Source organism: Nocardia thailandica NBRC 100428 (assembly GCF_000308795.1).
Classification (GTDB): Bacteria; Actinomycetota; Actinomycetes; order Mycobacteriales; family Mycobacteriaceae; genus Nocardia; species Nocardia thailandica.
On record NZ_BAGK01000241.1, the window covers coordinates 58,354 to 79,787 of the forward strand.

17 protein-coding genes and 1 pseudogene are annotated in these 21,434 nt (G+C 72.8%); 6 read left to right on the forward strand and 12 right to left on the reverse strand.

Annotated features, from left to right (window positions below):
* Positions 1-279 precede the first annotated feature (279 nt).
* A complete protein-coding gene (locus ON36_RS27955) occupies positions 280-3,045 on the reverse strand; it encodes an FAD-binding and (Fe-S)-binding domain-containing protein (protein ID WP_043659761.1) in 2,766 nt (921 codons plus the stop codon).
* A 142-nt stretch (positions 3,046-3,187) separates the two neighbouring features.
* Here ON36_RS27955 and ON36_RS27960 point away from each other — a divergent pair, with 142 nt between their 5' ends.
* On the forward strand, positions 3,188-5,068 hold the full coding sequence (locus tag ON36_RS27960; RefSeq protein WP_043659805.1) for an ABC transporter ATP-binding protein: 1,881 nt from the start codon (positions 3,188-3,190) through the stop codon (positions 5,066-5,068).
* A gap of 64 nt (positions 5,069-5,132) precedes the next feature.
* Here ON36_RS27960 and ON36_RS27965 read toward each other — a convergent pair whose 3' ends face one another.
* Positions 5,133-6,128: an oxidoreductase gene (locus tag ON36_RS27965; RefSeq protein ID WP_043659764.1), complete on the reverse strand. Its 996-nt coding sequence runs from the start codon at positions 6,126-6,128 to the stop codon at positions 5,133-5,135.
* Between the two features lie 121 nt (positions 6,129-6,249).
* Between ON36_RS27965 and ON36_RS27970 the strand changes: the two genes are divergently transcribed.
* Positions 6,250-7,323, forward strand: a complete 1,074-nt coding sequence (locus ON36_RS27970) for an NAD(P)/FAD-dependent oxidoreductase (protein ID WP_043659767.1) — start codon at positions 6,250-6,252, stop codon at positions 7,321-7,323.
* A 2-nt stretch (positions 7,324-7,325) separates the two neighbouring features.
* A complete protein-coding gene (locus tag ON36_RS27975) occupies positions 7,326-8,213 on the forward strand; it encodes an RNA polymerase sigma-70 factor (protein WP_043659770.1) in 888 nt (295 codons plus the stop codon).
* Here the strand turns inward: ON36_RS27975 and ON36_RS27980 are convergent.
* A complete protein-coding gene (locus ON36_RS27980) occupies positions 8,194-9,282 on the reverse strand; it encodes a DNA polymerase IV (RefSeq protein ID WP_043659808.1) in 1,089 nt (362 codons plus the stop codon). The genes ON36_RS27975 and ON36_RS27980 overlap by 20 nt on opposite strands.
* Positions 9,283-9,409: 127 nt before the next feature.
* On the opposite strand from ON36_RS27980, the pseudogene ON36_RS27985 reads away from it, so the two are divergent.
* Positions 9,410-9,817, forward strand: a pseudogene (locus ON36_RS27985) (PaaI family thioesterase); the annotation flags it as partial.
* A gap of 232 nt (positions 9,818-10,049) precedes the next feature.
* Here the strand turns inward: ON36_RS27985 and lon are convergent.
* From lon to ON36_RS28000, 4 genes are all read right to left on the reverse strand, one after another.
* Positions 10,050-12,374: an endopeptidase La gene (gene lon / locus ON36_RS27990; protein WP_052314418.1), complete on the reverse strand. Its 2,325-nt coding sequence runs from the start codon at positions 12,372-12,374 to the stop codon at positions 10,050-10,052.
* 227 nt (positions 12,375-12,601) lie between these two features.
* Complete coding sequence (pgfA, locus tag ON36_RS27995) at positions 12,602-13,660, reverse strand: cell envelope lipid trafficking protein PgfA (protein WP_043659775.1); 1,059 nt, start codon at positions 13,658-13,660, stop codon at positions 12,602-12,604.
* Entirely contained in the window at positions 13,657-13,824 is a 168-nt protein-coding gene (locus ON36_RS33840; protein ID WP_083885474.1) for a DUF2613 domain-containing protein, read from the reverse strand. The genes pgfA and ON36_RS33840 overlap by 4 nt, the downstream gene beginning before the upstream one ends.
* A 41-nt stretch (positions 13,825-13,865) precedes the next feature.
* Positions 13,866-14,618, reverse strand: coding sequence for an Rv1157c family protein (locus ON36_RS28000; protein ID WP_245558231.1), 753 nt, complete (start codon positions 14,616-14,618; stop codon positions 13,866-13,868).
* A gap of 117 nt (positions 14,619-14,735) precedes the next feature.
* Here ON36_RS28000 and ON36_RS28005 point away from each other — a divergent pair, with 117 nt between their 5' ends.
* Positions 14,736-15,359, forward strand: a complete 624-nt coding sequence (locus ON36_RS28005; RefSeq protein ID WP_043659781.1) for a TetR/AcrR family transcriptional regulator — start codon at positions 14,736-14,738, stop codon at positions 15,357-15,359.
* Positions 15,360-15,656: 297 nt separating this feature from the next.
* On the opposite strand, the gene ON36_RS28010 is transcribed toward ON36_RS28005, so the two are convergent.
* Genes ON36_RS28010 through ON36_RS28025 form a run of 4 tightly spaced genes read right to left on the reverse strand, consistent with a single transcriptional unit; the run spans position 15,657 to position 18,443 of the window.
* Entirely contained in the window at positions 15,657-16,865 is a 1,209-nt protein-coding gene (locus ON36_RS28010) for an NAD(P)/FAD-dependent oxidoreductase (RefSeq protein WP_052314412.1), read from the reverse strand.
* Positions 16,862-17,044, reverse strand: a complete 183-nt coding sequence (locus tag ON36_RS28015; protein WP_043659785.1) for a rubredoxin — start codon at positions 17,042-17,044, stop codon at positions 16,862-16,864. Before ON36_RS28015 ends, ON36_RS28010 begins: the two co-directional genes overlap by 4 nt.
* The gene (locus ON36_RS28020; RefSeq protein WP_043659786.1) at positions 17,041-17,217 is read right to left on the reverse strand and encodes a rubredoxin; all 177 of its coding nucleotides are present in this window, start codon (positions 17,215-17,217) and stop codon (positions 17,041-17,043) included. Before ON36_RS28020 ends, ON36_RS28015 begins: the two co-directional genes overlap by 4 nt.
* On the reverse strand, positions 17,214-18,443 hold the full coding sequence (locus ON36_RS28025; RefSeq protein WP_043659788.1) for an alkane 1-monooxygenase: 1,230 nt from the start codon (positions 18,441-18,443) through the stop codon (positions 17,214-17,216). Before ON36_RS28025 ends, ON36_RS28020 begins: the two co-directional genes overlap by 4 nt.
* 141 nt (positions 18,444-18,584) lie before the next feature.
* Here ON36_RS28025 and ON36_RS28030 point away from each other — a divergent pair, with 141 nt between their 5' ends.
* Complete coding sequence (locus tag ON36_RS28030; protein ID WP_043659815.1) at positions 18,585-19,187, forward strand: TetR/AcrR family transcriptional regulator; 603 nt, start codon at positions 18,585-18,587, stop codon at positions 19,185-19,187.
* Here the strand turns inward: ON36_RS28030 and ON36_RS28035 are convergent.
* The coding region (locus ON36_RS28035) for a helix-turn-helix transcriptional regulator (RefSeq protein ID WP_157225027.1) at positions 19,184-21,434 on the reverse strand (2,251 nt) is incomplete at its 5' end. The genes ON36_RS28030 and ON36_RS28035 overlap by 4 nt on opposite strands.

The following is a 21,434-nucleotide window of genomic DNA, read 5'->3' on the forward strand; positions in this document are numbered from 1 at the left end:
CCGAATATGGGGGGTCGACCCGGGCGCGCGGACGCGCCGCGCGCGATGCCGGCTCGTAATGGTCCCGGCGCGGCGGCCGATATCCCCGCGACCGGCAAACCGCCGGCAGCCACGGCCGAGGAGGTACGGATGATCACCGACGCACTCAACTGGCTACTCGCCGCATGGGGCAGTGTCTTCGCGGGCAGCTCGGGCTATCACATCCCGCGCGGCGTGCTGCCCTCCGGCAGCTGAGGCGCGGACCGGCGCACCCGGGCGGCGGCGCGGGTGCGCCGGAGATCACTCCCCGAGCAGGTAGCGCGCCAGATGACGCCCGGTCCGCCCGGCCAGTTGCTCGGCCTGGGTCCGGCAGGAGAAGCCGTCGGCGAGCAGTTCCGTCCCCGCGGTCGCGGCGTCGAGCGCCGCGAGCAGACCGGTCCGCGCGATCGCGGCCGAGAGCTCGTAGTGGCCGCGCTGCATCCCGAAGTTGCCCGCCAGCCCGCAGCAGCCGGCGATCTCGGTGACCGCGACGCCCATGCGGGCGAATATCCGGCGTTCGGCGTCGAAACCGAGCACCGCGTGCTGATGGCAGTGCGGCTGCACCAGCACCCGCTCCCCCGTCCGGTCCGGCGGGCGCCAGCCGGGGTCGGCGTCGAGGAACTCCGCCAGCGTCCGCACGGCGGCGGCGACCGCGGCCGCGCGGGGGTCGTCGGGGAGCAGTTCGGGCAGGTCGGCGCGCAGGGCCGCCGTGCAGGACGGTTCGATGCCGACGACGAGTCCGCCCGCCGCCACGTGCCCGGCCAGCGCCTCGACCGAGGCGCGTAGCCGCGCGCGGGCGCCGTCGAGCTGGCCGGTGCTGATCCAGGTGAGGCCGCAGCAGACCTGCCTGCCGGTGATCCGGACGCGGTACCCGAGGCGCTCGAGCAGCCGGGCCGCGGCCAGGCCGTTGCCGGGGTCGAAATGCTCGGTGAAGGTGTCGACCCACAGCATCACCTCGGGACCGCCGCCGCCGCGCTCCCGCCACGACCTGCGGAAGCCCCGCGGCGCCAGGGCCGGGATCTCGCGGCGCGGGTCGATGCCCGCCGCGCGCAGCCCGAGCCCGCGCAGCCGGGCGTTGGCCGCGAGCGCGTTGACCAGGCGCGGCGCCCGGCCCGCCGCCGCCAGCCAGCGGGGAAGCTGCCCCAGCGCGTAGTGGTCGGCAGGCCGGACCCGGCCCCGATAGCGGCGATGCAGCGTCTCCGCCTTGTAGGTGGCCATGTCGACGCCCGCCGGGCAGTCGGAGTGGCAGGCCTTGCAGGACAGGCACAGGTCGAGCGATTCGGCCACCTCGGGCCCGCGCCAGTCGAGCGCGCCGCGCACGACCTCCTGCAGGACGCGGGCGCGGCCGCGGGTGCTGTCCTTCTCGTCGGCGGTCGCGAGGTACGACGGGCACATGAACCCGCCCGCGCCCCGGGAATCCGCGCGACACTTGCCGACGCCGACGCAGCGGTGCACCGCGGTGCCGAGGTCGCCCGCGTCGCCGGCGAGGGCGAAGCCGCCCGCCGCGGGCACCGGTGCGAGGCCGGCCACCCGCAGGTCGCCGTCCACCGGTTCGGGGGCGACGAGGACGCCCGGGTTGAGCCGGTCGTCGGGGTCGAAGAGCGCCTTGAAGCCGGCGAAGGCGGCGCGGGCGGCCGGGGAGTACATCACCGCGAGGAGTTCGGAGCGGGCCCGGCCGTCGCCGTGCTCGCCCGAGAGCGAGCCACCGTGCCGGACCGCGAGTTCCGCCGCGTCGAAGAGGAACGCGCGGAAGCGCTCCGGCGCGCGATCGATCGGGAAGTCGAGGCGCACATGGATACAGCCGTCGCCGAGGTGTCCGTACAGCAGGCCGCTCACGTCGTAACCGGCGGTGAGCGAGGCGAAGTCGCGCAGATACGCGCCGAGACGTTCCGGCGGGACGGCCGCGTCCTCCCAGCCCGGCCAGGCCGGGCGGCCGTCGGGGGAGCGGCCCGCGAGCCCGGCGCCGTCGGCCCGGATCCGCCAGAGGGCGGCCGTTTCCCCGGCGTCGGTCACGATGCGGTGGTCGATCGCGCCGACGGCCCGCACGAGCGCGTCGGCGTGGGCGCGCGCCTCCACCGCGGTGGCGCCCGCGGTCTCGACGAAGAGCCAGCCGCGCCCGCGCGGCAGGGCGGGCACGGTGCCGCGATGGGCGCGCACCACGTCGACCAGTCCCGCGTCGATGCCCTCCACCGCGACCGGCGCGCAGCCGGTCACCGCCGCGACATCGTCGGCGGCGGTGGCGATGTCGGGATAGCCGAGGACGGTCAGCACCGTCGCGCCCGGCAGCGGGGTCAGCGCGACCTCGGCCTCGAGCAGCAGCCCACAGGTGCCCTCCGAACCGACGAACGCCTTGGCGACCGACGAATGACGTTCGGGCAGCAGGTGTTCCAACGCGTAGCCGGACGCCTGCCGGTCGAAGCGGCCGAGTTCGGTGCGCAGGACGGCGAGGTTGGCGAGGGTGAACTCGGCCAGCCCGGGCACCGCCGCCGGGTCGCCGCCGAGCAGCCGTTCGGCGCCGGTGCCGTCGAGGACGCGCAGCGTGCGCACGGCGTCGGAGGTCCGGCCCCAGGCCAGCGCGTGCGGGCCGCAGGCGTTGTTGCCGATCATGCCGCCGAGGGTGCAGCGGTCCTGGGTGGACGGGTCGGGGCCGAACCGCAGGCCGTGCGTCCGGGCGGCCGCCTGCAGGCGGGACAGGACGACGCCGGGTTGCACCCGGGCGGTGCGCGCGGCCGGATCGAGGTCGAGCACACGGTCGAAGTGCCTGCTGAAATCGAGGACGAGGCCGGGGCCGACCGCGTTGCCCGCCACCGAGGTGCCGCCGCCGCGCGCGGTGATCGCGAGACCCTCGTCCCGCGCGAAGGCCAGCGTCGCCGCGACATCGTCGTCGGTGCGCGGGAAGACCACCGCCGCGGGCCGGACCCGGTAGTTGGACGCGTCCGAGGAGTACTCGGCCCGCCGCCGGGCCGAGGTGTCGATCTCGCCCGCGAGCCGGTTCCGCAGGGCCGCAACCACCCGGTCGTCGATCATCGGACCAGCGTAGATCGCCGCCGCGTGTTCGCCCTCGGCGCAATCCGGCGGCCGCCGGAATCAGCTTGACCTGAACCTCTGTTGAGTTCTTAGTGTCGGTGCCGGAGTGTTTCATGGCTCCGAACCGGGAGGAGTGTGGTCGATGAGTATCGAATCGGTGGCCTACAGCCAGATGTACCGCCGGATGAACGCGCCGGACGAGCAGCGGCCGTTCAGCATGGCCACCGCGCGCCGGATCCTGCGTTTCGCCCGGCCGCATCACCGGCGGATCGCGGCGTTCCTGCTGCTGAGCGTGGTCGCCGCGGCCCTGGCCGTGGCGACGCCGGTACTCGCGGGCCGGGTCGTGGACGGGATCGTGACCGGCGCGGCGGCGCGGACGGTCGTGCTGATCGCGGTCGCCATCGCCGCCCTGGCGATCCTCGACGCGGGCATGGGGCTGGTGATCCGCTGGCTCTCGGCGCGGATCGGCGAGGGACTCATCCTCGACCTGCGGACCGCGGTGTTCGACCACGTGCAGAAGATGCCGGTCGCGTTCTTCACCCGCACCCGCACGGGCGCGCTGGTCAGCAGGCTCAACAGCGACGTCATCGGCGCGCAGCGCGCGTTCAGCGACACCCTCTCCGGCGTGGTCACCAACGTGGTCACCCTGGCCCTGACCGTGGTCGTCATGGTGAGCATCTCCTGGCAGATCACCCTGCTGGCGCTGCTGCTGCTCCCGGTGTTCGTGATCCCGGCCCGCCGCGCGGGCAACAAGCTCGCGGCGATGCAGCGCGAGGCCGCCCAGCTCAACGCCTCGATGAGTACCCAGATGACCGAACGCTTCTCCGCGCCGGGCGCCACCCTGGTCAAGCTGTTCGGCAGGCCCGGCCAGGAGTCGGCCGAGTTCGAGCTGCGGGCCCGCCGGGTGCGCGACATCGGGGTCCGCACGGCCATGCTGCAGACCACCTTCGTCACCTCGCTGACGCTGGTCTCGGCGCTGGCGCTCGCCCTGGTCTACGGGCTCGGCGGCTGGTACGCGCTGCGTGGCACGCTGGACGCGGGCTCGGTGGTCGCGCTGTCGCTGCTGCTGACCCGGCTCTACACGCCGCTGACCGCGCTGGCCAGCGCCCGGCTCGAGATCATGTCCGCACTGGTCAGCTTCGAGCGCGTCTTCGAGGTGCTCGATCTGAAGCCGCTGATCGAGAACGCGCCGGGCGCGGTCGCGGTCCCCGACGGCCCGGTCTCGGTCGAGCTCGACGCCGTCGACTTCGGTTACCCGTCGGCCGACAAGGTGTCGCTCGCCTCGCTCGAGGACGTGGCGACGCTGGACACGCGCGGCGGCGTTCCGGTGCTGCACGAGGTGTCGCTGCGGGCCGAGCCCGGGCAGATGATCGCCCTGGTCGGCTCGTCGGGCGCGGGCAAGTCGACCATCGCCCAGCTGGTTTCCCGCCTCTACGACGTCGACGGCGGCGCGGTCCGCATCGGCGGCACCGACGTGCGCGACCTGACGGTGGAGTCGGTGCAGGCCACGGTCGGGCTGGTCACCCAGGACGGCCACCTGTTCCACGACACCATCCGCGCCAACCTGCTGCTGGCCCGCCCGGAGGCGAGCGAGGCCGAGCTGTGGGACGCGCTCGAGCGGGCGCGGCTGCGGGAGCTGGTCGAATCGCTGGCCGACGGCCTCGACACGGTGGTCGGCGAACGCGGCTACCGGCTGTCCGGCGGCGAGCGTCAGCGGCTGACCATCGCCCGGCTGCTGCTCAAGCAGCCCCGGGTGGTCATCCTCGACGAGGCGACCGCCTCGCTGGACTCCACCTCGGAGGCGGCGGTGCAGGAGGCGCTGTCCGAGGCGTTGGAGGGCCGCACCGCGCTGGTCATCGCGCACCGGCTCTCGACCATCCGCGCGGCGGACCAGATCGTGGTGCTCGAGGGCGGGCGCATCGTGGAACGCGGCACGCACACCGACCTGCTCGCGGCGGGCGGCCGCTACGCGGAGCTGTACCGCACCCAGTTCGCCGACGAGCCGGTGACCGCCGCCGCCTGACGGCACACCGCACGCCACGGGCCGCGCCGGACGACCGGCGCGGCCCGTCGGCTCGACGCGGGGGTCAGAACGCGCCGGCGACCTCGAGCACGGTGCGGCCGGTGTGTCCGCCGTCCTTGATGGCGGCGAGCACCTGGTTCACCTCGGTGATCGGGGCGACGGCGGCGATCGTGTCCAGGTGGCGCGGGCGCAGCTCGTCGCCCAGCGCGGTCCACAGGGCGCGCCGCTCCTCGATCGGCAGGGCGACCGAGTCGACGCCGAGCAGCGAGACCCCGCGCAGGATGAACGGCAGGACGGTGGTCGGCAGCTCGGCGCCGCCGGTCAGGCCGCTGGCCGCCACGGCGCCGCCGTAGCCGATCGAACTGAGGATGTAGGCCAGCGACTTCCCGCCGACGCTGTCGACGGCCGCGGCCCAACGGGCCTTGCCCAGCGGGCGCGGCTTGGCGTTGGGGTCCTCGGGCAGCCTGCCGATGACCTCGTTGGCGCCGAGGTCGGCCAGGCGGTCGGCCGCGCCGGTGTTGCCGGTGGAGGCGTGGATCTCGAAGCCGAGGGTGGACAGCAGGTCGACGGCCACGCTGCCGACGCCGCCGTTGGCGCCGGTGACCAGCACCGGACCGTCGTCGGGGGTCAGGCCGTGGCCGAGCAGGCGCTGCACGCTCAGCGCGGCGGTGAAGCCCGCCGTGCCGATCGCGGCGGCGTCCCTGGTGCTCAGGCCCTCGAGCCGCACCGTCCACTCCGCGGGCACCCGGGCGTACTCGGCGAACCCGCCGTTGCGGGACACGCCGAGGTCGTAGCCGTGGGCGATGACCAGGTCGCCGGGGGCGAACTCGTCGGTCTCGGAGGCGACCACCTCGCCGGTGAGGTCGATGCCCGGGATGATCGGGTACTGCCGCACGACGCCGCCTCGCGGGGTGATCGCCAGCGCGTCCTTGTAGTTCGCGCTGGAGTAGTGCACCTTGATCGTGACCTCGCCGGTGCCGAGGAAGTCCTCGCCCACCCGCTCCCGGTCGAGCACGATCCCGCCGTCCGCTTCGCGCGCCACCATCGCTGAGAACTCCATGGGGTGAGCATACGAGCCCGCCGCCCCCGCGCCTGTGACCCACCTCACCGCGTTCGGGCGTCACAGAATCGGCCGCCGCGTCATCTCGTGTTCGAACCCATTCTCACCAGGGAGGACCGACATGAAGATCGCAGTGATTGGCGCGGGGTACGCGGGGACGATCGCGGCGAACCGGCTGGCCGGGAAGCTACCCGAGGCCGAGTTGACGGTGGTCAATCCGCGCGCGGAGTTCGTGGAGCGGGTGCGGCTGCACGAACAGACCTGCGGGACCGGTTCGGCGGCGACGCCGCTGACCGAGATGCTGCCCGCCTCGGCGCGGCTGGTCGTCGACAGCGTGGACAAGATCGGCGACGGGGCGCTCACCCTGAGCGGCGGCGGCACCCTCGACTTCGACTGGCTGTTCCTCGCGGTCGGCAGCGCGGTCGCGCCGCTGCCCGGCACCGTCGCGGTCGGCACCTGGGAGGGCGCGCGGGAGGCCGCGGCCGCGCTGGAACGGCTCGGCGCCGGGCAGTCGGTGACCGTGATCGGCGGCGGGCTGACCGGGATCGAGACCGCCGCCGAGGTCGCCGAGGCGCGGCCCGACCTGCGGGTGCGGCTCGTCGGCTCCGCGATCGGCGCGAGCCTGTCGGCGGGCGGGCAACGCCGGGTGCGGGCCGGCCTGGCCGCGCTGGGTGTGGAGGTCGTCGAGGACCGGGTGCGCGGCGCGGAGGGCGGGGTCGTGACCGTCGACGGCGGAGCGCGACTGGCGTCGGACCTGACCCTGTGGGCGATCATCGGCGCCATCCCGGAGCTGGCCGCGCGCAGCGGGCTCGCCGTCGACGCCGACGGGCGGGTCCTGGTCGACGACGTGCTGCGCAGCGTCAGCGATCCCCGGGTCTTCGCCGTCGGCGACTGCGCCGCCGTGCCGGGGGCGCGGCTCGCGTGCGCGACCGCCGCGCCGCAGGGCTACTTCGCCGCCGATACGCTCGTGCGGGTGACCCGTGGACGCCGCCTGAAGCCCTACTCGATGGGCTATGCCGGGCAGGCACTGAGCCTGGGCAGGCGCGACGCCCTCGTGCAGGTCTGCCGCCGCGACGACTCGCCCACCCCGCTGTACCTGGCCGGACGCACGGCCGCGCTGACCAAGGAGAGCATCGTGCGGTACGCGAAGTACGGCGCACGCACCGCCCGCTACGCCTGGCTGCCGGGGCGGTGACGATGAGCGAGACCGCCGGGGCCGCCGACGAATTCACCGAGCATCGGCCGCTGCTGTTCTCGATCGCCTACGAGATCCTCGGCTCGGTGGTCGACGCCGAGGACGTGCTCCAGGACAGCTACCTGCGCTGGCAGGCCGTCGACCACGCCACGGTGGAGAACCCCCGCGCCTACCTCGCGAGGGTCGTCACGCGGCAGGCGATGACGCTGCTGCGGTCGGCGGCGCGGCGGCGCGAGGAGTATGTCGGGCCGTGGCTGCCCGAGCCGCTGGCCACCGGCGAGGACACCGACCGCGCCGGACTCGACCACGTGCTCACCGGGGAGGCGGTCACCACGGCGATGCTGCTGGTGCTGGAGACGCTGTCCCCGGCCCAGCGCGCGGTGTTCGTGCTGCGGGAGGTGTTCGCGTTCTCCTATCCGGAGATCGCGGCGGCGGTCGGCCGGTCCGAGGACGCGGTGCGCCAGCTCAATCACCGTGCGCGGGCGCAGGTCCGGTCGCGGCGCGGCAGCGTGATCGCCGGGCCGCTCGACGCGCGGCCGGTGGCCGAGCGCTTCATGGTCGCCGCGCTCACCGGCGACGTGCAGGGGCTGATGGACCTGCTGGCGCCGGACGTGGTGTTCCTGGGTGACGGCGGCGGGGTCAAGACCTCGGCGCTGCGCCCGGTGTACGGCCCGGACAAGGTGGCCCGCCTGATCCTCGGCCTGCTCGCCAAGGGCATGCGGATGGGCGAGCCCGGTGTCGCGTTCGGCGACTACAACGGGATGCCGTCGGTGGCGGTCTCCCTCGACGGGGAGATCGACCAGGTCACGTCGCTGGAGATCGCCGACGGGCGGGTGCGGGCCGTGTACGCGGTGCGCAATCCCGCCAAGCTCACCCGGATCCGGCACTGAGCGGGGCGAGTTCGAGCCGGACACCGAGCAGGCGCACCGGACGGTCGAGCTCGAATCGATCGACCACCTCCAGCGCCCGCTCGGCGATCCGCGCCGGGTCGGCCGTCGGCTCGGCGAGCTTGGTCTGTTTGGTGCGCGTGTAGAAGGTGTTGGTGCGCACCGTGACCGCGACGCGCACGCTGACCCGGCCCGCCTCGGCCATCTCCTCGGCGACCTCGGTGGCGAGCCGGGCGACCTCGCGGCGGATGTCGGCGCGGTCGGTCAGGTCGTGCGGGAAGGTCTCGGACCGGCTGCGGCCCACCGGCGTTCGCGGCACGGTGGTCAGTTCCGTGTCGCCCTTGCCGTGGCCGAGCACCCGCAGGTACGGGCCCGTGTTCGGCCCGAACTCGGCGGCGAGGCGGTCGCGGTCGGCGGCCATGAGGTCGCCGACGGTGCCGATCCCGAGCGCGGCCATGCGGCCCGCGATCCGCGCGCCGACGCCCCACAGCGCGTCGACCGGTCGGTCGGCCATGAGCTCGTTCCAGTTGTCCGCGGTCAGCCGGAAGATGCCCGTGGCCTCCGCGGATTCGTCGTCGCCCGCCTTGGGGCCGCGTTTGCCGACGGCCTTGGCGAACCCGGTCGCCAGTTTCGCGGTGAGTTTGTTGTCGCCGATGCCGACCGCGCAGGTCAGCCCGGCCTCGGCCACCGCGGCCCTGATCTCGCGCGCCAGCGGCTCGGGGTCGTCGGCGTCGGTGCCGACGAACGCCTCGTCCATGCCCCAGACCTCCACCGCGCCGGCGACCCGGCGCAGCAGGTCCATGATCTGGTCGGAGGCGACCTCGTAGGCGGGCATGTCGACGGGCAGGAAGACGCCGTCGGGGCACTTGCGCGCCGCCAGCCGCAGCGGCATCCCCGCACGCACGCCGAAGGCCCGCGCCGGATACGACGCGCAGGTGACGACCTTGCGCGGCTCGGCCGGGTCGCCGTTGCCGCCCACGATGACGGGCTGCCCGCGCAGGTCCGGCCGGCGACGGAACTCCACCGCCGCCTGGAATTGATCCAGATCCACGTGCAGCAGCCACCGGGGCATACCCGCAGTCTTCCCCGTCTCCGGCCGGATCACCAGCAGCAACACCGGCGAATCCCGGTGCCCTGATCGTCCGTTCTCCGGCGCCGAATAACATCCAGCGGGCGCCCCTTTCGAGAATGGAACACCGATGCCGAACGAAGCCACCACCCTCGATCTCGACCTCGCTCGCCGGGTGCTGGCCGCCCAGCCGTTCGCGACCCTCGTCGGTACGGAACTAACCGAATTCGGCGACGGCGCAGCCACACTCGTGATCGAGATCCAGCCCGAACACGGTCAGCAGTTCGGCTTCGTGCACGGCGGGGTGCTGGCGTACGCCGCCGACAACGCGCTAACCTTCGCCGCGGGCACCGTCCTCGGCCCCAACGTGCTCACCGGCGGCTTCTCGATCACCTATCTGCGCCCGGCGCACGGCCAGCGGCTGCGGGTGCACGCCACGGTCATCGGCGCGACGCGGCGCCAGGCGGTGGCGCACTGCGACGTGTTCGCCGAGTCCGACGGGGAGGAACCGGTGCTGTGCGCGGTGGCACAGGGCACCACCCGCCGCGTCGAGCAGGAACCGACACCGGCCGACATGAACCCCGACGACCAGGACGACTTCGGCGACGACGAGCTGGCCGCCGAGGCGCTCACGGCCGAGGAGCCCGCCGCGGAGCCCGAGGCCGAGCCCGACACCACCGAGCTGCCCGTGGTGGCCGTCCCGGAGAAGGCCTAGACGCCGCGACGGCCGGTGCGCGCCGTGCGAAGCGCACACCGGCCGTCGCGGTGGGTCAGGAGGCCGCGGCGAACGCCGGGCCGTCCAGGGGCTGTTCCACCACCGGTTCGATGGCGTAGGCCAGGATCTCGGCAACGTCCGCGACGGGCCGCACATCAAGGGCCTCCAGCACCTCGGCCGGGACCTCGTCGAGGTCGGCCTCGTTGCGGGCCGGGATGAAGACGGTCTTCAGCCCGGCGCGCTGGGCGGCGAGCAGCTTCTGCTTCACCCCGCCGATCGGCAGCACCCGGCCGTTGAGCGTGACCTCACCGGTCATGCCCACGTCGGCGCGCACCTGCCTGCCCAGTGCCAGCGAGACCAGGGCGGTGACCATGGTGACGCCGGCCGACGGACCGTCCTTGGGGACGGCGCCCGCGGGGAAGTGGATGTGGATGTTGCGATCGAGGACCGCGGGCTCGATGCCGATCTCCGCCAGGTGCGAGCGCACGTAGGTCAGGGCGATCTGCGCCGACTCCTTCATCACGTCCCCGAGCTGGCCGGTCAGCGTGAGCGAGCGCTCCCCTTCGGCCGTGTTGGCCTCGATGTAGAGCACGTCGCCACCCGCGCCGGTGACGGCCAGGCCGGTCGCGACACCGGGGACGGCGGTGCGTTCCACCGAGTCCGGGGTGAAGCGGGGGCGGCCGAGGTAGTCGGTCAGGTTGCCGGTGTCGATGGTGAGCGACGCGGGCACCGTCTCCTCGTAGCCGAGGGTCCGGTCGTAGCCGAGCCCGGCGCCCTCGGTCAGCTTGGTCGCCGCCTTGCGCAGGGCCTTGGCCACCAGCCGTTCCATCTGGCGCACGCCCGCCTCGCGGGTGTAGTTCGCCGCCACCTCGCGCAGGGCCGCCTCGGTGATGGTCACCTCGTCGGCGGTCAGCGCGTTGCGCTCCAGCTGGCGCGGGACCAGGAAGTCGCGGGCGATGGCCACCTTGTCGGCTTCGGTGTAGCCGTCGACGGTGATCAGTTCCATGCGGTCGAGCAGCGGGCCCGGGATCGTGTCCATGACGTTGGCCGTCGCGATGAACAGCACGTCGGACAGGTCGAGGTCCAGGTCGAGGTAGTGATCGCGGAAGGTGTGGTTCTGGGCGGGGTCGAGCACCTCGAGCAGCGCCGCCGCGGGGTCGCCGCGGAAGTCGGAGCCGACCTTGTCGATCTCGTCCAGCAGCACGACGGGGTTCATCGATCCCGCCTCCTTGACCGCGCGCACGATCCGGCCGGGCAGCGCGCCCACGTAGGTGCGCCGGTGGCCACGGATCTCGGCCTCGTCGCGCACGCCGCCGAGGGCGACGCGTACGAACTTGCGGCCGAGCGCCCGCGCCACGGACTCGCCGAGCGAGGTCTTGCCGACACCGGGCGGGCCGACCAGCACGAGCACCGCGCCGGAGCCACGGCCGCCGACGACCTCCAGACCGCGCTGGGCCCGCCGCGCGCGCACGGCCAGGTACTCCACCATGCGGTCCTTCACCTCGTCCAGGCCGTGGTGATCGGCGTCGAGCACGGCACGCGCGGCCGCGACATCGGTGCTGTCGTCGGTCTTCACGGTCCACGGCAGGTCGAGGACGGTGTCGAGCCAGGTGCGGATCCAGCCGGACTCCGGGCTCTGGTCGCTGGCGCGTTCGAGCCTGCCGACCTCGCGCAGCGCCTCGGCGCGGACGTCGTCGGGCAGGTCGGCGGCCTCGACCCGGGCGCGGTAGTCGTCGGCGCCCTCGGGCTCGTCCTCGCCGAGTTCCTTGCGGATGGCGTTGAGCTGCTGGCGCAGCAGGAACTCGCGCTGGGACTTCTCCATCCCCTCGCGCACGTCCTCGCTGATCTTGTCGGTGACCTCCACCTCGGCGATGTGGGCGGTGATCCACTCGATCTGGCGGGTCAGCCGGGCCTCGAGGTCGGGGGTCTCGAGCAGTTCGCGCTTCTGCTCGTTGGACAGGTACGGGGCGTAGCCCGCGGTGTCGGCGATCTGTTCGGGATCGTCGAGCTGGTTGACGACGTCGATGATCTGCCAGGCCTCGCGGCGCTGGAGCACGGCGACGACGAGCTTCTTGTACTCCTCCGCCAGTTCGCGCACGTGCGCGTCGGCGGCGGGCGGCTCGACGAGTTCGGCCTCGACCCACAGGGCGGCGCCGGGGCCGGTCACGCCGTGGCCGATGCGGGCGCGGCGCTCGGCCTTGAGGACGGCGGCGGGGGCGCCGCCGCGCATCTTGCCGACCTGTTCGATGGTGGCGACCACGCCGTAGGAGGCGTAGCCCTCGTCCAGGCGCGGGGCGACCAGCACCGCGCCGGTCTTCCCCGCCCGCGCGGCGTCGATGGCGGCCTGCGCGGATTCGTCCAGTTCGATGGGCACGACCATGCCCGGCAGCACGATCGGATCGGTCAGGAACAGCACCGGCAGATTCTGAGCTGTAGTCACGTGCGACCCTTTCAAAGTTGAGCTTTGCTGACTCAACCCGAGAGGTATCCGGTTTGTTCCGGGGGTGTGACCGCGTTCTCCGACAGCGAAAAACGGGCCGGAAATCACCGCGGCCTCCCCGGCGGCGCGGACGCCGGGGAGGCCGAGGCTTCTTCTACCTCTTCGGCTCAGGAGTTGGGGCGCCTGAGCCGCGTGGTCGGCGGATCGTAGGACGGGCCGGACCCGCCGCGAACGCCGAGGAAGATGCCCGCCAGGATCGCCAGCACGCCGACGACGGCGAACACGATCGGCAGGGTGCGGCCGAACAGGGCGAGCTTGTCGATGCTCTCCTGCGCGACGGCCATCTGGTCGTCGACGGTCTTCTCGTCGAAGATCAGCGTGCCCTGCAGCGCGGTGACCTCGACCTTGTCGGCGCTGCGCCCGTAGTACAGGTGCAGCTGCTCGCCGCCCTTGATGACGGTGCCGGTCTGCGGCTCGACCCAGACGTCGCGCACGTTGGTGTAGTAGCGCGTCATGGTGACGTCGCCCTCGCCCTCGACGCCCCACTTGGCGGCGGGCAGGGTGAGCTTGTGGGTGGGCGACTTGACGACCTCCCACATGTCCGTGGCGGGGATGGTCTGCTGGAAGTGGTAGACCTTCATCCCCTTGATCTCGGTCTCTTCCATGTACTGGATGTCGAAGGTCTTGCGGGCGTTGAGATCGAAGTACGGGTAGTTCTTCTTCTCGGTGCCGATCGGGAAGCGGTACTGCAGACCCTCGCGGTGCGAGGCGTCGGCCACCGAGTTGCCCGACTTGTCGACGTTGACCGCGATCGACCCGTTGGGGTCGGCGGCGACCGGCGCGCCGGACTTGCGGTCGATGGTGACGCGGTCGATCGAGGCGGTCAGCAGGCCGGTGTTGCCCTCGCGGTCGTCGCGGCGCAGGGTCTGGCCCGCCTGGACGGTCATCTCGGTGGCGTCCGAGGGTTCCTCGACGGTCAGGAAGCGCTGCGAGACCAGCGGCACGCCGGAGTCGACGCGGGCCGAACCCTCGGGCGAGGTGAGCGACTTGGCGTCGAGCACCTTGGTCGGCCGGTTCGGGTCGCTCTTGGCGACCGTGGTGATCGCCAGGTCGAGCGGCGTCTTGGCCATCTTGTCGAGGGTGTAGGTCGGGATCATCACCGAGGAGGTGACCAGGAGCGCGCCGAGACCGACGAGCGCGCAGGCGGAAATTCTACGTGGGTTCATCGGCTTCCGTACTGAACGTTGTCGAGCAGCGAGGTGCTCGGGTCACCGTGGGAGATCTCGGGGATCGAATTCTGCTGGACCGCAGCCGTGATGCCGAACACCACGATCGCGCCCAGCACCGCACCGGCCAGTCCGGAGACCAGGCCGGGGACGAGGAACTTCATGGAACAGACTCTCCTGGAGGGGTTTTCGGGCTCGGATCGGATCAGGCGACGCTGAAGAAGCCCAGGGTCGGCGCGAACGAGCAGGTGCGGGGGTCGGCCCCGTCGGCCGCGGTGGTGAGCGAGCCGGACACGACCGCGACGACCCGGCCCGCGCCGGTGTCGGCGATCCCCGAGAGGGTCGCGGGGCCGTCGGGGTTGATGCCGGCCTCGTCGGTCAGCACCGTGGTGCCGGAGCGGCGGGTGTCGATGTTGGCCCACTGCACGGTGATCGGCGCGCTCTGCACGGCGGTCGGCTTCTTGGTGCCGAGCGCGGTGAACACGAAACCGGCCTGGCCCGCGGCGGGTCCGGGCGGCGGGAGGGTGGCCGGGCCGGGCACGGCCAGCGCGGTGCCGACCGAGTCGCCGGAGTCGCTGATGCAGCCCTTGCCGATGGTCGGGTAGAGGAACTGCGCGATGCGCGGGCCGTCCGAGGGCGGCAGGTCGGGGCCGCCGCCACCGCTGCCGTCGAGGAAGGTGATGACCTTCTCCAGGGTGGCCTTGATCTGGGCCGGGATGCCCGGGGTGGCCAGCAGGACGCGCACCTGGGCGAGGATCGCCGCCTGGCCGCCGTCGGCGATCACGCCGGGGCCGGAGACGGCCGCGACGACGGTCGGGGCCAGCGCGGCGAGGGCGTCGTGGGGGACGTTCTCGGCCACGGCGGGGACGTCGGGGCGCGCGCTGGGTGCCGCCTGCGCGGTGGTGGTCGCGGAGGACACCACCACGGCGGCGCTGGCCGCCAGAATGAATGCGGACACGGTGGTCCGTGGCGCTCGGTTACGCAGGAGCACTGGCTAGCCGTCCTTGCCTTGATGAAATGGATAAAGATTCCCGGAAACCTGTGTGTTATTCCGGGTATCAGATATTTTGAGGAGGTGACGATCACGGACAGGCGGTATGGGGGCCGGACCGTCGTGGCGCGCAAAGCGGAGCGACGGCAGCGGTTCCTCGACGCGGCGACCCGGTTGTTCGCCGAACGCGGCTACCTGGCCTGCTCGCTCGCCGACGTCTGCGCGGCGGCGGGCCTGTCGAAGCGGCAGTTCTACGAGGAGTTCGAGACCCGCGAGGACGTGCTGATCGCCGCCTACGACCGGATCCAGGACGACGCGGCCGCCTCGGTCGCCCGCTCGCTGGCGACCCTGACCGTCCCCACCGACCCCGTGGTCGCCATGCGCACGGGCCTGACCGCCTACCTCGAGTCGATCGGCAGCGACCCGTATCGGGCCAAGATCGCCTTCGTCGAGGTGGTCGGGGTCAGCGAGCACATCGAACAGCAGCGCAGGCTGCGCAGGCACAGCTGGGCCGCGCAGATCCAGGGCTCGCTGGAGGCGATCGGGGTGCGGCTGCGCGGCGATGACACCCAGCTCACCGCCGCGCTGCTCACCGGCGCGGTCAACGGGATCGCGCACGAATGGATGTTGCGTGAGACGAAGCCGCCGCTGTCGGATCTGGTCGACCTGCTGACCGGCGTGGCGATGGCCCTCGTCGACGCCGGGTGATCGGCGCACGGCCGGGCACGTGGGACTCCCGTGCTGATGTTGCCCGCGCAACCCGACCTCCTTTCCGGACATTGTGAGACCGGCTGGCACCACAGTGTCGGGACGGAAGTTTGGCATAGGAGTGACCCACATCGCAATGGAATGCGGAACGAGACCGGTCACACAATTACCTCGCCAGTAACTTACGCACCTTCCGCAACTTCCCGGCGATCGGCGGCCCTGCGTACAGGTACGGCGCACAGTACCGGGTACGTGATGTATCCGACACTTGTGCGCCGTATCCGGGCGGGACCGTAACTAGCGAGCGGCCACCGTCTCCAGCAGCGAGCCGCCCGCCCACGGCTCGCCCGCGGCGATGACCGGCCGCAGCGCCCGGACGTCGCGCGGCCTGCCGACGGCCACCGCGCCGACCGGCCGACCGTCGCGCAGCGCGAGCACGGTGCCGTCGTGCGCGGCGAGGTCACCGGCGACGACGAGTTCGTCGTGCGGGTGCACGCAGCCCGCGAACTGCAGCGACACCCCGTACTGATCCGACCAGCCCCACGGCACCTCGACCGGCGGCACCTCGTGCCCGAGCATGGCGCGGGCGGCCGCGGCGCCGTCGCTCATCGCGCCGTTCCAGTGCTGGCCGCGCGCGAATTCGCCACGCAGCGGGTCGAACCCGGTCGCGACGTCGCCCGCCGCGAACACGCCCGGCGCCGAGGTCCGGTAGTGCTGGTCGACCACGATGCCGTCGTTGACGGCCAGCCCGGCCGCCTCGGCCAGCGCCGTGTCCGGTTCCGCGCCGATGGCGACCAGCGCCGCCGCGGCCGTCCAGGACCGCCCGTCGGCCGCGGTGGCGGTCACGCCGCCGGCAGTGTCGGCGGTGGCGGCGGTGTCGGTGAGGGTCGCCGAGACCCCGTGCTCGATCCGCACGCCGTGGCCGCGGTGCAGGTCGGCGACGACGGCCGACACCGCCGCGGGCACGATCCGCTCCAGCAGCGCCGGGCCGGCCTCCAGCAGGGTGACCTGCGCGCCGAGCCCGCGCGCGGTGGCCGCGACCTCGCAGCCGATGAGCCCGCCGCCGACCACCAGCAGCGAGCCGCCGTCGACGATCGCGGCCCGCAGCGCGGCGACGTCGGCCAGCCCGCGCAGGGTGTGCACGCGGCGCGAGTCGGTCGCGACGGCGCGGGAACGGGCCCCGGTGGCCAGCAGCAGGCTGTCGTAGCCGAGCACCTCGCCGGTGCTGAGCCGGACCTCGCCGCGCTCGACGTCGAGTTCGTCGACCCGGGTGGCCACGCGCAGGTCGATGTCGCCGTCGGCCCAGAACTTGGCAGGCTTGAGCAGCGCCCGTTCCAGCGCGACGGCACCGGCGAGCAAATCCTTGGATACCGTCGGCCTCCTATACGGCAGCGCGTGCTCGGCGCCGACGAGCACGATCTCGCCGGTGTAGCCCTCGCGGCGCAGGGTCTGGGCGGCCGTCACCCCGGCCACGCCCGCCCCGACGACGACGATCCGGCCGGTCATCGGCGGGTCACCTCGAACATGTCGAAGTCGGTCTTGGCGGCGCCGCAGTCCGGGCAGGACCAGTCCTCGGGGATGTCGTCCCAGCGGGTGCCGGGGGCGATGCCGTCCTCGGGCCAGCCGAGTTCCTCGTCGTACTCGAATCCGCACTGCGCGCAGCGGAACAACCGGTAGTCGTTCATCGCGACACTCCTTCGGTCAGCAGGAAATCGGGCTTCTCGCGCACGCCGCAGTCGGGGCAGCACCAGTCCTCGGGGATCGCCGACCACGGGGTGCCCGCCGGGAAACCCTCACGGGGAGCGCCGATCCGCTCGTCGTAGACGTAGTCGCACACGGGGCAGACGTAGGTGGTCATCGGGTCGCTCCGTACTGCGCCAGGATGCGGGCGCGCTTGGCCGGCTGGATGTGGACGCGGGTGATGTCGCCGTCGTAGTGATCGAGGACGCGGTGGTCCATCACCTTGCGCCACAGCGGGGTCAGATAGGCCAGCCCGATGAGACTGGCGTAGCCGCTGGGCAATTCGGGTGCGCCGTCCATGTGCCGCAGGGTCTGGTAGCGGCGCGTGGGGTTGGCGTGGTGGTCGCTGTGGCGCTGCAGGTGGTACAGGAAGATGTTGGTCACGATGTGGTCGGAGTTCCAGCTGTGCTCGGGGGTGCAGCGCTCGTAGCGTCCCGAGGCGGTCTTCTGCCGGAGCAGCCCGTAGTGCTCGAGGTAGTTCACCGTCTCCAGCAGCGAGAACCCGTAGACCGCCTGGATCACCAGGAACGGCAGGACGCCGGGCCCGAACACCGCGACCAGCGCGACCCACAGCGCGACCGACATCAGCCACGCGTTGAGCACGTCGTTGCGCAGGGTGAACGGCCCCTTGCCGAGCCGCGCCAGGCGCACCTTCTCGAGCTCCCACGCCGAGGTCAGGCTGCCCCACACGCTGCGCGGCAGGAACGACCAGAACGACTCGCCGAAGCGGGCGCTGGCGGGATCCTCCGGGGTGGCGACGCGGACGTGGTGGCCGCGGTTGTGCTCGATGTAGAAGTGGCCGTAGAAGGTCTGCGCGAGCGTGATCTTGGACAGCCACCGCTCCAGCTCGTCCTTCTTGTGCCCGAGCTCGTGCGCGGTGTTGATGCCGATACCGCCCATGGCGCCGATGGTCAGCGCGAGGCCGATCTCGGAGACCAGCCCGAGCCCGCCGTCGATGCCGAGCCAGGACAGGTCCGACGCCGTCCACAGGTAGGCGGCGAAGACCAGGCTGACCAGCTGCAGCGGGATGTAGGCGTAGGTGCAGTAGCGGTAGTAGCGGTCCTGTTCGAGCTGCTCCATGACCTCCTCGGGCGGGTTGGCGCCGTCGGGGCCGAAGAACCGGTCGAGGATCGGCAGCGCGACGTAGATGAGCAGCGGCCCGAGCCACCACCAGACCGGCGCCACCCAGGTCAGGCCGAGCTGGTTGGACGCCCACACCAGACCGACCGCGAGCAGGGTCGCGCTGGGGGCGACGAGCCCGAACAGCCACAGGTATCGCTTGGGGTCGCGCCAGGTCAGCGGAACCGCCTGGGCGTCGGGACCGCCGAGGGGGGAGGTCGTCATCGCTGCACTCCTGATCATCGGAACAAAGACGGCCTCGTTGCCGCCCTTGTTTACAACTCATGCGTTGTTGTCCATATTGAAGACAACTTGAGGCAAGTTGTCAACGATCAGACATTTCGATAGCACATGTACAGTGACGTGGTGGCCGAATCGCCGAACTTCCAGACCGAGATGCGTCAGCTGCTGCGCGACCGCATGCTCGACGCCGCCCGCACGATGGTCTGCACCGACGGCTGGAGCGCGGTGAACATGTCGCGGGTGGCCAAGGAGGTCGGCATCAGCCGCCCCGTCCTCTACAAGGAGATCGGCACGAAGGCCGAACTCGCCGACGCGCTCATCGCCCGCGAAACCGGCATCTACCTGGCCGGGATCACCGAGACCCTCGCCGCCCATCCCGACGACCGCCTCGCGGGCATCACCGCCGCGGCGGAGTACACCCTGCGCAACGCCGGCGACAACACCCTGCTCAAAGCGGTGCTCTCGGGCCGCAACGAGGGCGACACCGCCCTGCTCCCCGCCCTGGTCAGCGACCCGGAACCGGTGCTCGGCCGGGCCGTCGCCGCGATGACCGTCGCCGTGCGCGCCCAGTACGGATTCACCGAACTCGGCGACGAGGAACTGGCCTCGATCGTGGAGATCCTGGTCCGTCTCATCCTCAGCCACCTGTTCCAGCCCACCGGCAGCGTCGAACGGGCGATCGGCCAGATCGGCACCGTCCTGGCCGGGATCCTGCCGCCCGCCTAGCCGCGCGCGTGCCTGCTCAGCAGCTCGGCGCGGTTGGCGACGCCGAACTTCGCCAGGATGCTGCGCACATGCGTCTCCACGGTGCGCTCGGACAGCACCAGGCGCGACGCTATCTCGCGATTCGACCGGCCCGCGTCCAGCAGCGCGCACACCTCGCGTTCCCTCGGCGTGAGCGGGTCGGCCGCGCGGGTCGCCCTGGCGATGTCGGCCAGCAGGCGATCGGCCTCGCCCAGCCGGTACGTCATACCGAGCCTGCGGAAGCCCGCGGCCGCCGCCTCCGCCTCCGCCCGCGCCGCGACCGGATCCGCCCTGGCCAGTTCGGTCCGGGCCAGGCCGAGCTGCCCGAGCGCGACGAACGGATGGGCGCCGATCCGCAGATCCATGCGCAGCCCGGCGCGGTAGAGGTCGGCGGCGGCGTCGAGGTGACCCGCGGTCAGCGCGTTGTCGGCCCGCACCCGCGCCAGCGAACCGACGAAGATCAGCGCGCCGGTTCCGTCGGCGGCGTAATGCTGCTCGCAGCCGTCGAGGACGCGGTAGACGGCGTCGGCAGCCTCGCGGTCGTCGAGCAGACCCGCCACCGCGCCCACCGCGTACATGGTGCCGGTCCAGCGCGGGCCGCGCTCCAGCACGGCGGGCAGGTCACGCCAGGGCGCGAAGCGGAGCGCCGCCTCGGCGCGGTCGCCCGCCAGCGCGAGCATCATCGGCACGAACAGCCGCGCGATGGGGATGTCGGGGACATGGCCGAGTTCGGCCAGCGCCGCGTCGCGGTCCGCGCGGTCGACGTCGCCGAGGATCAGCCGGACCATGCCGTGGAACGCGTGGTGCAGCGCGGTCAGCGACCGGTCGCCGAGGCGACGGGCGAGAGCGTAGGCGGCGGCATCGGATTCGGCGGCCGCGTCGAACGAGCCGCTCAGTACGGCGGTGGTGGCGCGCAGGCGGTCCAGATGCCAGCGCGCGATCGGCAGGCGGCGGCGTTCGGCCACCCGCTCGATTCCCGCGAGCGAGTCCTCTACCAGGGCCATGTCACCGCTCTGCAGGGCGGCGTCGGTGGTCCACAGGTATCCCCAGAGCTGGGCCAGTGGCTGTTCGGCGCGGGTACCGAGCGCCACCGCCCGCGCGGCGAGTTCGCGTCGCTCGTCGAGGTATTCGAGCGAGGACAGCGCCAGATGGCGGGCGTGGATGGCGTCGAGCAGCGTGTCGGGATCGGTGCTGTCGCGGCACAATTCGAGCGCGCGGGCGGACAACTCGCGGGCCTCGGCGCCGCTGCCGCGCTCGGCGGCGCCGAGCGCGCGCCGGGTCAGCAGCCGGGCGAGGAGGTCGGTGTCCCGCTCGGCCGTCAGGCCCGGTAAGGCCCTGGCGCACAACGCTTCCACCTCCGCGAGCACGGTCGGCGTGGTGACCCCGTGCACGACGAGACCCGCCTCGCCGAGCAGGTCGGGCCTGCCCGCGCGTTCGGCGAGGTCGCCCGCGGCGACGCAGTGGCCGAGGCTGTCGGCGACCAGGCCCGCCGCGAACTCGTCGCGGGCGAGTTCGACGAGCAGCGCGGCCCGCTCGGCGGGCGGCGCGGCGTCGCCCGCCGCGTCGATCGCCCACCGCTGGAAGCGGATCGCGTCCTCGTGGGCGGCGGCCGCGCGCGCCGCCCTCGCCGCCAGCCGCGACCAGTGCAGGCACCGCGCCCGCTCGGTGCCGAGCCTGCGCCACTGGGCGGCGACCAGGCCCGCCCGGTCCGGGCCGTAGTACTCGGCGAGCGCCAGCGCGGCGGCGCGGTGCGTGGCCTGCCTGCGCGACGGTGGCAGATCGGCGTAGACGGCGTCGCGGACCAGCGCGTGCACGAAACCGGTCGTCCCGTCGGCGAACTGACGCAGCACCCCGGCCGCGACCCCGGCGTCGAGCGCGACGGCGACCCGGTGCCGCGCGGCGGCCGACGGCCGGGGTGCGTGGTGTCCGGCCGCCTCGTCCCCCGCCGGGGCCGCCTCCGCACCGCCCTCGATCTCGACGGCGCGCGCGAGGACGTCGCCCGCGATGCGCTCGCCGAGCACGCTCGCCGCGCCGAGGATCTCGATCACCGGGGGATCGAGGCGGTCCAGCTGGGCGAGCACGAGCCGGCGGATGCCGGGCGCGGTGACCACCGGGTCGGGGTCGCCGGTGTCGGGGCAGGCGACGCCGCCCGCGTCCAGGATCAGCCGCACCAGCAGCGGGTTCCCGTCGGTGCGGCGGTGCACGGCGTCCGCCCCCGCGTGGTGTCCC